We start from the raw sequence: 14,257 nt of genomic DNA, 5'->3' as shown, positions 1-14,257 counted from the left end.
CCCGCTCCTACAACGGCCTGTGCCCAACCACCGATTTGTGCCCAACCGCCGAGTTGTGTCCATCCCCGATCGGTGTAGGAGCGGGCTTGCCCGCGAAGACGGCAGATCAGACAAGCACGATCACTCGTCGTCGGCAGTCCCGTTGGCCCGCCAGTAGGCTGCAGCCTTTAGCGCGTCTTCCTTTACCCCTTTCTCCAGCAACAACGCCTTGGCCTGGCGAGTCAGGGCTTTTTCCAGCGCCACCCAGGCATACAGCTGGCCTTGCGGCAAGCTCAGGTTACGCACCAGCTCCAACAAGTCTTCCCCTTGGCGACGTACCCAGATCACTTCCACCTGCGCCTTGCTTGGCAGCGGCTGGCGCTCGTGCTCGTCTTCGATCTGGATCACTGCCAGCACCTGGCGGCCCGCCGGCAACTCCTCCAGCCGACGGCCAATTGCCGGGATGGCAGTTTCATCACCGATCAGCAGGTAGCTGTCGAAAATATCCGGCACCACCAGCGAGGCCCGTGGCCCTGCGATGTCCAGGGTTTGCCCGGGCGCGGCTTGCGCGGCCCAGGTAGAGGCAGGGCCGTCGCCGTGCAGCACGAAGTCGATGTCCAGCTCATGTGCCACCAGGTCGATGCGCCGTGGTGTGTACTCGCGCATGGTGGGCCGCGCGCCACCGTCCTTGCCCAGGTTACGGGCCTCGATGGCCTGTTGTTGCTCCGGCGTTTCGGCGAACAGCAGCTTGATATGGTCGTCGCTGCCCATGCTGGTAAAGCCTTGCAGCTCGGCACCCCCCAGGGTGATGCGGCGCATGCGCGGGGTCAGCTCGGTGACCCGCAGCACCTGCAGACGGCGCTGGCGGATCTCGTGGTTTACGCGGTGAATGGTGTCACTCATGGGGCGTCTCCCTGAAAGGTTCGGTGGGCCCGGAGGCGATGGCCTTGGCGGTATGGTTGAGCAGGTCACGGACCCGTTCGATTTCTTCCTCTGTCCAGCGGCCGCTGTGCATGTGCAGTGCATGGCGCAGGTTGCCGACCGCTTCATGAATCTCTGGCGGGCGGTCGTGGCCGCGCAGGGCGCGTTTGCTGACCTCGATGCGCATGCGCACGCCATCCAGGGCTACTGCCTGATCCACCAAGGCGCTGCGGCCTGCATCGGTGATGGCGTAGAGGCGTTTGCTGCCTTGTACCTGGCCGCTGATCAGTTCGGCCTCTTCGAGGAAGTTCAGCGTGGGGTAGATCACCCCAGGGCTTGGGCTGTAGCTGCCGTCGAACAGATTTTCGATCTGGCGGATCAGGTCGTAACCGTGGCCGGGCTGCTCGGCCAGCAAGTCCAGCATCAGCAGCTTGAGGTCACCCGGGGCGAAGACACGCGGGCCGCGCTCGCCACGGGCGGGGCGCCGCTCGAAGGGATCATGAGGGGGATGTTCGCGCATAAGGATAGGGCTCCGTCGTTTGCGATATATCTTAAGATATTACTCAAGATATATCTAAAGACAAGCCCTTAAATGCTGATGATTATCATCTACTGCGTCGATGCGTTCCCTGCCGGTGGCGGTGTGTGCAGGGCAACCTGTGGCGGCTTGCACTCATTCGGATTGCCAGGCTGCAGGTATGGCATGAGGATCGGTGCCATGCCCTTGAGCACCTGCACTGGCAGCGCCGAAGTAAATTTGAACGCTTCTGCCGTGCGACCCGGCACGAAGGCGGTCAGCGTGCCGAAATGGTTGTCGCCGAGGAAGAACACGAAGGTGGCGGTGCGGTTTAGCGAGCGCGAGCCGATCAGCCGGCCGCCGGCGCCAAAGCTCTCGATTCGGTTGTCGCCGGTACCGGTCTTGCCGCCCATCACCAGTGGGGTGCCGTCCTGCAGCTTGAAACTGCCGGAAATACGCCGCGCGGTACCTGCATCGACCACTTGCGACATGGCGCCTTTGAGTGCACGCGCCACTTCGACTGGCAGAATTCGCACGCCCCGGTCAGGGTCTGTGATCAACTTGGTCTCATAGGGTGTGTTGGCTGCGAAATGCAGGGTGTCGATGCGCAGGGTCGGCAGGCGAACACCGTCGTTCTGGATGATCCCGACCAGTTCGGAGAGGGCAGCGGGGCGGTCGCCGGAGCTGCCGATGGCGGTGGCCAATGAGGGCACCAGGTGGTCGAATGGATAGCCCACGCGTTTCCAGCGTTGGTGGATATCGAGGAAGGCTTCGATTTCGACCATGGTGCGGATGCGGCTGTCACGGGCGCCCTGGTGGCGGCTCTTGAACAGCCAGCCGTATACCTCCTGGCGTTCGAAACGACTGGCGTTGATCATCTCGGTCAGTGTCGAGCTTGGGTTCTTCAGCAGGTAGCCAAGCAGCCACAGGTCCAGTGGGTGGACCTTGGCGATGTAACCCTGGTCGGGCAGGTCGTACTTGCCGGGGCCGTAAGCTGCGTACATCTCGGACAGACGGCCATCGGTCAGTTTGCCCAGCACGGCCTTGTCGCCCTTGAGGTGGGCACGCACGAACGCGTTGAAGGTTTCCTGGCCTGCCTCGGGGAACAGGTAGCGGTGTACCGCCGCCAACCGCTGTGGGGTCACGCGCATGCTGTCGAGGAAGGTGTCCAGGCGTTGTTGCGAGGTTTTACGCTGGTACTTCTTCCAGAAGCGCATCAGGTAGTTGGTGCCTTCCTTGTCGGCAAAGCGCGCAAGGTATTCCTGGCGGCGCGGGTCGGCATCGTCCTTGAGCAGCGGCACGCGGTTGTACGGCTGCTGGTAAGTCACGTAGCGCACCAGGTCGCGCATCAGGCGGATGAACGGCAGGTTGATCGACTCGCGCAGTGCATCCTTGAGTGTCGGGTTGCGGTTGTTGTCTTCCTTGCGGAAGTTGTTGAACACATGCATCCCGCCACCGGTGAAAAACGCTTCGCCGGTGTTGGCCGAGTACTTGCGTTCGAGCGCGGCGTCGAGCATGGCGTCAAGGCTCTGGTTCTTGCTGTTCAGCGCCAGCCATTCCAGCGACCATTGCGTGATGCGGTCGAGTTCGGCCACTTCGACCTTCTTCAGCTCGGCGGCAGGTTTGCCGGCGTACTTGTCGTGCAGCTCGGCGATAATTTCAAGGTAGGTGGTCAGTACCCGCAGCTTGGCGGTTGAGCCCAGCTCCAGCTTGCTGCCTTCGTTGATGTCGAAGGGCTGGTTGGTGCTGTCGGTCTGCACCCGGACCCGCGAGCCATCGGCGGTGCGTTCGAACAAGGTGAAGCTGTAGCTCACCTGGTCGGTGGTCTTGGCAGTGAGCAGCCGCTCGCCGATCAGGCCGATCTGTGCGGCAAACGCCGGGTCGGCAAGGTTTTTCAGGTACTGGCTGATCTGCAACTGCAGGTCGGCCTGCAAGGTACTGGTGGCTGACAGGTCGAGGCGGTCGAGGTCGTACAGCGGGCGATTGAGCATGGCCGACAGGCGGTTGCGCGCCAGGCTGATGCCCTTGTTGGTAATGATCGGTACGATGGTCGGCTGCGCGACCCAGTCGCGGTACACCGCCTTGCTGGCCAGCGCGGCATCGGCCAGCGGCTGATCGATGACCTTGTTGGCGGCAAGCAGGCGAATGTGCGAATCGGTGAGTTCGGCCAGCTCGACCCGGCCCTTGGACAAGTAATGCGAGGGGCGGCGCTGGGCAATCATCAGCGACAGCACCTGGCGCAGGGCCAGGCCACGTGCGGCCATGCTCTGGGGGTCGGTGGCGGTGGCGTTCAGAGCCTGGTTGACCTGGTCGAAGTCGGCGCCGTACCACACCCGCAGGCCCTCGGCCATGCCATGTACCTCACCATGCCCAGGCACAGCCGACAGCGGTACGCTGTTGAGGTAGTCACGCACGATGCGCTGGCGTGCCTCGGTGGTGTCGGGACCGCCCTGGTAGGCACGCACGCTGGCAGAAATCATCTGCCGGATTTTCTCCGCGCCCGACACCGTCAGGCCGTCGGGTGAGTGGCGATATTTCTCCAGCTGCGTGGCCAGGGTGCTGCCGCCGGCAGACTGGCCGGGCAGGGCCAGGTACTTGGCGACCTGGCTGTAGGCGGCCTTGGCAAAGCGTGGCCAGTCCACTGCCGGGTTGTTACGTGGGTCCTGGGTATCCAGCAGGTCGCGGTTTTCGATGAACAGCAAGCTGTTGACCATCACGGGAGGGATCGCTGCAAAGTCCGGGTACAGGTGCTGGGGGTAGTTGTACTGGTACAGCGTGTCGCCGCGGCAGTCGGTGATCGACAGGCCGGCCTGGATTTTCTCGATATAGGGTGCGAACAGCCCATGATCGACGTAGTTCATCAATGCGGGTGAGAACTTCACCTGTTCGCTGATGAGGTAGTCGCGCTTGAGCAGGCGTGGCAGGAATTCACCCAGGGCGCTATAGCCCAGGCGTCTGTCGAACGGCCCATCACCGGGGTAGATGATGGCATCGCTGGGACCGGGTTGCAGTGAATAGGTCAGTGTACCGGCCAGTTTGCTGAACTCGCGCGATTGCAGTTCGGAGGTACGAAATTCGTCATACGCGGCAACACCTATGGCTACCAGTGCCACCAGCAGGATGAGGATGATCAGCCGCCACCATAGCCGACGCTGACGGGGGGACTTGGGTTGTGGCGTCTCGGCCGGAGGTATCTCGGGTGCTTCCGTTCTGCTTGGTTCCGATTGCCACAGTGCGCCCATAGTCTTCTATCCGGCCAAGTATTTTCGTCTTGCTTGTCTGAAGCTTAGACGTTGAGTGGATAGGGTGAAAAATTTGTAGAAGAAGGAAAGTGGTGAGGGGCTATGCGGCTTTGGTGTGGGTTCCTTCAACGGCCGATGTTGCTATGGTGCCCCGGCGATTTTTGGGGCGGGTAGCGGCCCCAGAGTTCTAGCCAAATTTCTGCATATATACAGTGAAAACTCCTACAACGGTCTTCCTATACTGCTCGCCCCCTTCGCCTTGCCGGGCGCTCTACTCCGGCACACGGGCCGGTCCACAAGACCAGCCTGGCAAGCCAATGCCACGCCTATCGGCATGGTCGCGGCGGCACGAAGGTCAAATCCAATAACAAAATGAGGTTGTATTGCTATGCCAGTCGGCAACCACTCTGCCCACGGCCAGGCCACAGAAGGCGGCCCGCTCAAGCGTGAACTGGGCGAACGGCACATCCGCCTGATGGCGCTGGGCGCCTGTATCGGTGTCGGTCTTTTCCTCGGTTCGGCCAAGGCGATCGAAATGGCCGGTCCGGCCATCATGTTGTCCTACATCATCGGCGGCCTGGCCATCCTGGTGATCATGCGCGCCCTTGGTGAAATGGCCGTGCACAACCCTGTCGCCGGCTCGTTCAGCCGTTATGCCCAGGATTACCTCGGCCCGTTGGCAGGCTTCCTGACCGGCTGGAACTACTGGTTCCTGTGGCTGGTGACCTGTGTTGCCGAAATCACGGCAGTGGCCATCTACATGGGCATCTGGTTCCCCGACGTTCCGCGCTGGATCTGGGCCCTGGCGGCGCTGGGCAGCATGGGCGCGGTCAACCTGGTGGCAGTGAAGGCTTTTGGTGAATTCGAGTTCTGGTTCGCGCTGATCAAGATCGTCACCATCATCGCCATGGTGCTTGGCGGCATCGGCATCATTGCCTTCGGCTTTGGCAATGACGGTGTGGCAGTGGGGATCTCCAACCTGTGGAGCAACGGCGGCTTCATGCCCAATGGCGTGACCGGCGTGCTGATGTCGCTGCAGATGGTGATGTTCGCCTATCTGGGCGTGGAAATGATCGGTCTCACCGCCGGTGAAGCACGCAACCCGCAAAAGACCATTCCGCAGGCCATCGGCTCGGTGTTCTGGCGCATCCTGCTGTTCTACGTCGGTGCGTTGTTCGTGATCCTGTCGATTTACCCGTGGAACGAAATCGGTAGCCAGGGCAGCCCGTTCGTCATGACTTTCGAGCGCCTCGGCATCAAGACCGCCGCCGGCATCATCAACTTCGTGGTCATCACGGCGGCGCTTTCGTCGTGCAACGGCGGCATCTTCAGCACCGGGCGCATGCTTTATAGCCTGGCGCAGAACGGCCAGGCGCCGGCGGCCTTCGCCCGCACCTCGAAGAACGGCGTGCCACGCAATGCGCTGCTACTGTCGATCGGCGCGTTGCTGCTGGGCGTGCTGGCCAACTACCTGGTGCCAGAAAAGGTCTTCGTCTGGGTGACCTCGATCGCCACCTTCGGTGCGATCTGGACCTGGGTGATGATCTTGCTGGCACAGCTGAAGTTCCGTGCCGGCCTTACCACGGCCGAGCGCAAGGCACTGAAGTACCGCATGTGGCTGTGGCCGCTGAGCTCGTATCTGGCACTGGCCTTCCTGGTGCTGGTGGTCGGGCTGATGGCGTACTTTGAGGATACGCGTGTGGCCCTGTACATCGGCCCGGCGTTCCTGGTGTTGCTGACAGTGCTGTATTACACGTTCCGCCTGGCGCCGAAAGACGCACAAGGTGTGACGAGTACAGCCTCCTGACCTGACGTGGGGCCGCTTTGCGGCCCCAGCGTTCTCTCAGGCCGCCACTTCGCTGTGCGGCTCGAAACTGTCCGCCCGGGCCAGTTGCCACATCCGCGAATAGAACTGCCCGTTCACCTCGCCGGTCAGCAGCTCACCTGGCTTCAAGAACACATGCATCTGCGAGAACAGCTTGATCTCGGTGGCTGAAATGCGCCGCACCAGGTGCTTGGCCTCCAGTTGTGCCGGATGCTCCAGGCCCGCCGCCGCCAGCATTTCTGCCAAGGCACGCAACGTGTTGTGATGGAAGTTCAGCACCCGCTGGGCTTTGTCGGGCACCACCAGCGCACGCTGGCGTAGCGGATCTTGCGTGGCCACACCGGTCGGGCACTTGTTGGTGTGGCAGCTTTGCGACTGGATGCAGCCGATGGCGAACATGAAGCCCCGTGCCGAGTTGGCCCAGTCGGCGCCAATGGCCAGCACGCTGGCGATGTCGAAGGCGCTGACAATCTTGCCGCTGGCGCCCAGCTTGATCTTGTCGCGCAGGTTCAGGCCGACCAGGGTGTTGTGCACGAACAGCAGGCCTTCACGCAGTGGCACGCCGATATGGTCGGTGAACTCCACGGGCGCTGCGCCGGTGCCGCCTTCCTTGCCATCGACGACGATGAAGTCGGGCAGGATGCCGGTTTCCAGCATGGCCTTGGCGATGCCCATGAATTCCCACGGGTGGCCCAGGCAGAACTTGAACCCCACTGGCTTGCCACCGGACAGCTCACGCAACTGGGCGATGAACTGCATCATTTCGATCGGTGTCGAGAAGGCGCTGTGGCGCGACGGTGAGATGCAATCCTCGCCCATCAGCACGCCACGGGTTTCGGCAATTTCCTGGGTGACCTTGTGTTTGGGCAATATGCCGCCATGGCCAGGCTTGGCACCCTGGCTCATCTTGATCTCGATCATGCGCACCTGAGGGCTGCGCGCCTGGGCGGCGAAACGTTCGGGATCGAAGCGTCCATCTGGCGTGCGGCACCCGAAGTAGCCGCTGCCCAGTTCCCACACCAGGTCACCACCGTGCTCGCGATGGTAGGGGCTGATGCTGCCCTCGCCGGTGTCATGGTGGAAATTGCCCAGTTTGGCGCCCTGGTTGAGCGCACGGATGGCATTGGCGCTGAGTGAGCCGAAACTCATGGCCGAAATGTTGAAGATCGACGCGGAGTACGGCTGGCTGCACTGCGGCCCACCGACGATGACGCGGAAGCTGGCCGGGTCAGCCAGCGGTGCCGGGCGCATGGAGTGGCCGATGAACTCGAAACCGGATTCATATACGTCGATCAGGGTGCCGAAAGGTTTGTCCGAGGCTTCGTTCTTCGCCCGGGCATACACCAGCGAGCGCTGGGCGCGGGAGAAGGGCAGGGCATCGCTGTCGGACTCCAGCAGGTACTGGCGGATTTCCGGGCGAATGGCCTCGACCAGATAGCGGATGTTGCCAAGAACCGGGTAGTTGCGGCGAACGGCGTGGCGCTGCTGCAGCAGGTCGAACAGGCCGATCAGGCTGAGAATGCCTGTGGTCAGGGTGAACGGCCACAACCATTCGTGGTGGCTGAAGGGGAGGCTCGCCAGGGTGAACAGCACACAGGCGGCGAAGAAGGCATAACGACTGAGAAGTGACAGGCTCATACAGGGTCCTTGCGATGGCGCGGTCAGGCTCAGGGCCTGGGGGCAAACCCCGACCATAGCCAAGTTGCCGGGCCCTGCAAAATAAAATCGGGGTAGCGAAAATCATTCTCGACCCGAGCCAAATTGCCTGGTCGCAACGCAGATCGGTGGTGGGCACACATTGGTGATTGGGCGCAGGCCGTCGTAGGCGCGGGTTTACCCGCGAAAGGGTCGGGCCTGCTGGCCAATTTCTACCCGCCGGTCAGCGTTGCCGCCGCCACCGTGTTCGCGGGTAAACCCGCTCCTACAGGGGGGCGCGCAGCAGTTTTTGCCGCCAGCTTTCCTGCTCCTGTGCGGACGCCTCGACCAGATACGCGTAACGCCCGGCCATCCGCACCGCCACCGGTATCCCGTCGCGATACAGGAGCCGGTTGCCAATCACTGCCGGCACTTTCGCCCCGGGCAGCAACGAGCCGATCAGGTTCAGCGGGTCACCGGCGCTCACCACCTGCAGCGTTCCGTCCGGTTCACGTCGTCTCACTTGCCGCAGCAATACTACCGCCTCAGGCAAGGCGAACTGTTCACCGGCCAGCCCGGCAATGAAGCGCCCGCCCCGGATCTCGCCACGCGCTTCCAATCGGTGATAGCAGCGCAGCAGCTCACGCCAGGGCGGCAGTACATCACTCTCGCGCGCCAGCAGCCGCCAGCAGATCACGCCATAGCGGCGCAGCAGCGTGCGGGCAATGTGCTCCAGACGCTGGTCGTGATCCGGTGGCGCATCGCTGCGGCGCAGCAGGGCCCAACGTCCGGCATGCGCCATGCTGCTGGAAAGCGGCGGGAGGCCCCGGCGGCTGTTACGTGCGCTGCGCTTGGTTGCAGGCGTGATCAGGCTGCGCAAGCCAGTGAAACTGTCCGCCCCGGCCAGGCCCGAGCCCACCAGCTCCTGCAGTGCAGTTTCCAGTTCACTGGGCAGCAGGTGTGCCTCATGTGCCAGTTCATCGAAGAACAGCGCACCCTGGGTTTTCAGCGCTTCGTGCACACGTTGCGCACGTAGGCCAAGGGCGTCGACAGCAGGTGCGGGTGCCAGGCTGCGCCACGTGTTCAACTGGTCCCGCGGCAGCAACACCAGTGGGGTACTGGTCAACGTGCTGCTCGCCACGGTTGCCGCCAGCCGGCTCCAGGCAAACTGGCCGCTTCGGCAGGCTTCGTCGAGCCAGTGCGGACTGTAGTCTTTGATACGCGCCGGCAGCAGTTCCGCCTCCCAGGCCGCTGCGGCGCTGGGGAACCCTTGTAACTGGCCCAGCACTTCGGCCACCGCCTGCGGACCACGCAGGCGCTCGTCTGGCGCCAGGTGCTGCCAATCGAACAGAAAGCGCATGAAGTCTTGCAGGCTGACCGGCTCGATCTCGCGGCGCAGGCGTTTGACCGTGTAGCGGTGGATGCGCGCCAGCAAGTGGCGTTCGCACCATTGCAGGTCAGTGGCACCTGGGCTGAAATGCCCGCGCAGCACATAGCCTTCGGCTTCCAGGCGGGCCAGCGACTGTTCGATATCGGTTACCGGTTTGCCCAATGGCGCAGCGATTTGCGCCAGGGTCTGTGGGCCATGGCCGCTCAGGCGGGCGCGCAGCAGTTCGCTCAGTGCGTGGTCGGGCTCGATGGGCTGGTCGAAGCCAGCGAGCCGTTCGAGCGCTGGCTCCCTGTGCGCTGTGGGGTACAGTGCCAGCAGCAGGTTCAGGCGTTCGCGGGCCAACCAGAGCTTGTCATCGGGCAGGCGCATGGCACGCCCGGCCTTGGCCAGCTGCCTTAGCAGCACATCCCAGCAGGGGTTGGCATCTACCTCGACCTGACCAATGGCACCCAGGCTCATCAATGCTTCGTGCATTTCGTCGGGATTGGCCGGCTGTGGCCAGGCCTCGGCCGCGACGGCAGCAATGGCATCAGCGTCCAGCGCGCCCAGGTCGTCGCTACTGTGCACGTCGTTCCAGCGCCGGTTGAGTACCGCCTGGGTACGTCGTTCTTCCAGTGGCGCATCGTCCAGAAAGGCATAAGGCCGGGCGTTGAGAATCGCTGAAGCCAGCGGCGAGGGGGCGGGCAAGTCGCGGCACAGCAAGCGCACTGCACCGCTTTCCATGCGCCGCAGCAGCGCCAGCCAGCCTTCGCTGTCCATCGCCTCGTGCAGGCAGTCGTCGAGGGTTTGCTCGACCAGCGGATGGTCGGGAATCTGCCGCTCGCCGACGATGTTCTCCAGGCAGGCGATCTGGTCGGGGAACACGGCGGCAACCAGGTCCTCACTCTTCATGCGCTGGATTTGCGGCGCCACCTTGCGTCCGCCCACAAAGCGCGGCAGTGCCATGGCCACGCCTGCATTCCAGCGCCAGCGCACGCCAAACAGCGGTGCATCGAGCAGGGCCTGGATGAGAATCAGCTCGGCGCTGCGGCTGTTCAGGTAACGCCACACTTCGTCCAGCTCGAAACTGTGGCTGGTCGACAGTGACAGCACGATGGCGTCCTCGCTGGCGGCAGCCTGCAGTTCGAAGTTGAAGGTGCGGCAGAAGCGCTTGCGCAGGGCCAGGCCCCAGGCGCGGTTGATGCGGCTACCATAGGGTGAATGAATGATCAGTTGGGTCCCACCGGACTCATCGAAAAAACGTTCCATCACCAGCGTATCCTGCGAGGGCAGGGCGCCAAGCACTTCACGGGTGCGGGCCAGGTAGTCGAGCAACTGGCCCGCACAAGCTTCGTTCAGTTCGAAGGTCGCCTGCAACCAGGCCAGTACCTCCACCGTGTCGCCGCCTGCCAGCGCCAGTTGCTGGTCGATTCGCGCCTGCAGCCGGGCCACGGCGGCAGACAGCTCGTCACTGCGCCCCGGCGCTTCACCCAGCCAGAACGGAATGGTCGGTGGCAGGCCATGAGCATCCTCTACCCGCACCCGACCCGGCTCGACGCGCAGAATGCGATAGGAGGCGTTACCCAGCTGGAAAATATCGCCGGCAATGCTTTCCACGGCAAAGTCTTCATTGACACTGCCGATGTTCAACGCCTGCGGCTCCAGCAACACGGCGTAGTCGGCGTTGTCGGGGATGGTGCCGCCGCTGGTCAGCGCGGTCAGTTGGCTGCCACGTCGGCCACGCAGCGTGCCGCTCACTGCGTCACGGTGCAAGTAGGCACTGCGCACACCCTGGCGGCCGTTGTAGCCCTCGGCGAGCATGCGCAGCAGGGCCTGGTAATGGTGCTGGTCAAGCTCGGCGTAAGGTGTGGCCTGGCGCAGGCAATCCAGCAGATCCTGTTCGTGCCAGGCCTGGTTGCTGGCTTCTGCGACGATCTGCTGGGCCAGCACATCCAGCGGTGCCCGGGGGATGTGCAGTGCGTCCAGTTCGCCCCGTCGAACGCAGTCAAGCAAGGCAACGCATTCGATCAGGTCATCGCGTGAGGTGGGGAACAGGCGCCCCTTCGGCGCACCATCGACCTGGTGTCCAGCGCGGCCAACCCGTTGCAGGAAGCCGGCAATCGAGCCCGGCGAGGCGATCTGGCAGACCAGGTTGATATCGCCGATATCAATGCCAAGCTCCAGCGATGCGGTCGCGACCAGCACCTGGAGCTGGCCGCTCTTGAGCCGCTGCTCTGCATCCAGGCGCAGCGCTTTGGACAGGCTGCCATGGTGTGCGGCAACCGCCTCCTTGCCCAGCCGGTCGCTGAGGTGGCGGGTGATACGTTCGGCCAGGCGCCGGGTGTTGACGAATACCAGCGTAGTGCGGTGTTCACGGGCAAGGGTGGCCAAGCGGTCATACACCAGGCCCCAGACATCAGTGGCCATCACCGCCCCCAGCGGTACCGGCGGCACTTCGATGGCCAGGTCACGCTTGCGGGCATGGCCGATATCGACAATGGCGCAGGGGCGCCCGCTACCCACCAGAAACTGTGCCACCCGTTCGACCGGGCGTTGGGTAGCGGACAGGCCGATCCGCCGCAGCGGCTTTTTGCACAAGGCTTGCAGGCGTTCCAAGGTCAGGGCCAGATGGGCGCCACGCTTGTTACCGGCCAAGGCATGGATTTCGTCGACGATTACCGTGTGCACATGGGCCAGGCCTTCACGGCCAGAAGCCGAGCCCATCAGCACGTAAAGCGATTCGGGGGTTGTCACCAGAATGTGCGGGGCCAGCTTGCGCATGGCGGCGCGTTCCTTCTGCGGTGTATCGCCGGTGCGTACCGCCGTGGTGATGCGTGGGGCGTTCAGGCCTTGCTCTGCAATGGCTTGGCTGATGCCTTCGAGCGGTGCCTGCAGGTTCAGACGAATGTCATTGGACAGGGCCTTCAGAGGTGAAACGTAGATCACCAGGGTCTGTGCGGGCAGTTCGCCCTGGTGCTTCATGCCTTCACGCAGCAGCTCATCAAGCACGGCCAGAAAAGCGCTCAGGGTCTTGCCTGAGCCGGTTGGTGCGGCCAGCAGCATGGATTGCCCGGCGTGGATCAACGGCCAGGCCTGTGCCTGGGCATCGGTGACCGTGGCGAAGCGGCGGCGGAACCAGGTGCTGACGGCAGGGTGGAACAGCTCGAGCACCGGGTGGTGTTTGGCGGGCAGGTTCATGTGTTGTTTATGGAGGGTGTGCAACAGGTTGGCAAGGGGCCGCTCGTCTGCCAGGCCGGTACAGGAATAACTGGCCTTGTCAGGCCAATGACCCCATGGGATCCTCGCGGGTCATTTTATTTAGCGAGCCCACCCCATGCCCAACATCATCCGCATCGCCGCCGCCCTGCTGATCGACCCTCAGGGCCGCACACTGCTGGTGCGCAAGCGTGGCACCGAGGCTTTCATGCAGCCAGGCGGCAAGATCGATACCGGTGAAACGCCGGTACAGGCGCTGGTGCGCGAGTTGCAGGAGGAACTGGGCCTGCGCATCGACCCGGCTCAGGCCATGCACCTGGGCCAGTTCAGTGCCCCCGCCGCCAACGAGCCAGGCTTCGAAGTGCAAGCCGAGCTGTTCCGTGTCGACAGCGCCGCCGCCGTGGTGCCGGCCGCAGAGATCGAGGAGGTGGTCTGGCTGGCAGCAGATCAGGCACCCGTCATGCCACTGGCTCCCCTGACCCGCGACTTGATCCTGCCGCTGTATCGCCAGGCGCTCAACGCACCGCGCTGACGCCGTCGAGGGTGGCAAACGAGGTGTCCTTGGCCGTCAGCAAAAAGTCGCGCATGTACGGGGCATCGAGCATGTCGGTGCGTACGGCGGCATAAAGCGTGGCAAACAGGCCTTTCTCGCCCAGGCGTTTGCCCTTCACATAGCCGCGCGAGCTGTACTCGTGCAGCGCCCAATGCGGCATGCCGCATACGCCACGGCCGCTGGCCACCAGCTGCATCATCATCACCGTCAGCTCCGAGGTACGCACGGCGGCTGGCTCGATATCGGCGGGCTCCAGGAAGCGGGTGAAGATGTCCAGGCGATCGCGCTCCACCGGGTAGGTGATCAGCGTCTGGTCGAGCAAGTCTTGCGGCACGATGTAAGGCTTGCTGGCCAGCGGGTGCTGGTTGGCCACTGCCAGCATCGCCTCGTAGGTGAACAGCGGCACATAAGTGATGCCTGCCAGGTCCACCGGGTCGGAGGTCACCACCAGGTCAAGGTCGCCGCGGGCCAGGGCCGGTAGCGGGGCGAAAGCAAAGCCCGATGCCAGGTCCAGTTCCACTTCCGGCCAGGCATCACGGAACTGGTCGATGGTCGGCATCAGCCACTGGAAGCAGCTGTGGCATTCGATAGCCATGTGCAGGCGTCCGGCAGTGCCTCCGGCCAGGCGTGCGATGTCACGTTCGGCGCTGCGCAGCAACGGCAGGGTGGCATCAGCCAGTTGCAGCAGACGCAGCCCGGCGCTGGTGAAGCGGATTGGCTTGGTCTTGCGCACGAAAATCGGGAGGCCCAGGCGCTCTTCCAGCTCCTTGAACTGGTGCGACAACGCCGACTGGGTCAGGTGCAGGCGTTCGGCGGCCTCCACCAGGCTGTCGGCTTCGCGCAGGGCATGAAGGGTTTTCAGGTGACGGATCTCCAGCACAGATAACTCCGGGGTATGGAATAGAGGAATCAGGTAATGAGTTGAGTTTCTCTCATGATGCTACATCTGTCGACTGGGCGATCGTCGCACCGCCTGGCGGGAGTCATGAAACTGTCACCG

Annotated in this window: 8 protein-coding genes; 2 read left to right on the top strand and 6 right to left on the bottom strand. The window is 63.4% G+C overall.

The window, feature by feature from the left end; genetic code table 11:
- Window positions 1-120: 120 nt before the first annotated feature.
- The 3 genes from ACF8Q6_RS22705 to ACF8Q6_RS22695 all read right to left on the bottom strand — a co-directional run bounded on the left by ACF8Q6_RS22705 (window position 121) and on the right by ACF8Q6_RS22695 (window position 4,659).
- Window positions 121-882, bottom strand: a complete 762-nt coding sequence (locus ACF8Q6_RS22705) for a siderophore-interacting protein (protein ID WP_324737448.1) — start codon at window positions 880-882, stop codon at window positions 121-123.
- Entirely contained in the window at window positions 875-1,420 is a 546-nt protein-coding gene (locus tag ACF8Q6_RS22700) for a PadR family transcriptional regulator (RefSeq protein WP_014859958.1), read from the bottom strand. Before ACF8Q6_RS22700 ends, ACF8Q6_RS22705 begins: the two co-directional genes overlap by 8 nt.
- Before the next feature lie 89 nt (window positions 1,421-1,509).
- On the bottom strand, window positions 1,510-4,659 hold the full coding sequence (locus ACF8Q6_RS22695; RefSeq protein ID WP_392491395.1) for a transglycosylase domain-containing protein: 3,150 nt from the start codon (window positions 4,657-4,659) through the stop codon (window positions 1,510-1,512).
- A gap of 388 nt (window positions 4,660-5,047) precedes the next feature.
- Between ACF8Q6_RS22695 and ACF8Q6_RS22690 the strand changes: the two genes are divergently transcribed.
- Window positions 5,048-6,466, top strand: coding sequence for an amino acid permease (locus ACF8Q6_RS22690; protein ID WP_003254987.1), 1,419 nt, complete (start codon window positions 5,048-5,050; stop codon window positions 6,464-6,466).
- A 36-nt stretch (window positions 6,467-6,502) separates the two neighbouring features.
- Here ACF8Q6_RS22690 and ACF8Q6_RS22685 read toward each other — a convergent pair whose 3' ends face one another.
- Both ACF8Q6_RS22685 and ACF8Q6_RS22680 read right to left on the bottom strand, forming a co-directional pair.
- Complete coding sequence (locus ACF8Q6_RS22685) at window positions 6,503-8,122, bottom strand: FMN-binding glutamate synthase family protein (protein WP_004575669.1); 1,620 nt, start codon at window positions 8,120-8,122, stop codon at window positions 6,503-6,505.
- A gap of 283 nt (window positions 8,123-8,405) precedes the next feature.
- Entirely contained in the window at window positions 8,406-12,686 is a 4,281-nt protein-coding gene (locus tag ACF8Q6_RS22680; protein WP_392491394.1) for a DEAD/DEAH box helicase, read from the bottom strand.
- Between the two features lie 136 nt (window positions 12,687-12,822).
- Between ACF8Q6_RS22680 and ACF8Q6_RS22675 the strand changes: the two genes are divergently transcribed.
- Complete coding sequence (locus tag ACF8Q6_RS22675; RefSeq protein WP_392491393.1) at window positions 12,823-13,236, top strand: NUDIX domain-containing protein; 414 nt, start codon at window positions 12,823-12,825, stop codon at window positions 13,234-13,236.
- Here ACF8Q6_RS22675 and metR read toward each other — a convergent pair.
- Complete coding sequence (metR, locus tag ACF8Q6_RS22670; protein ID WP_003254981.1) at window positions 13,220-14,137, bottom strand: transcriptional regulator MetR; 918 nt, start codon at window positions 14,135-14,137, stop codon at window positions 13,220-13,222. The genes ACF8Q6_RS22675 and metR overlap by 17 nt on opposite strands.
- Between the last annotated feature and the right edge of the window lie 120 nt (window positions 14,138-14,257).

It is taken from the genome of Pseudomonas sp. GLN_2 (assembly GCF_043106005.1).
Taxonomy (GTDB): Bacteria; Pseudomonadota; Gammaproteobacteria; order Pseudomonadales; family Pseudomonadaceae; genus Aquipseudomonas; species Aquipseudomonas alloputida.
Note: the sequence above shows the minus strand (reverse complement) of the source record. Positions and strands in the feature narration are given on the sequence as shown.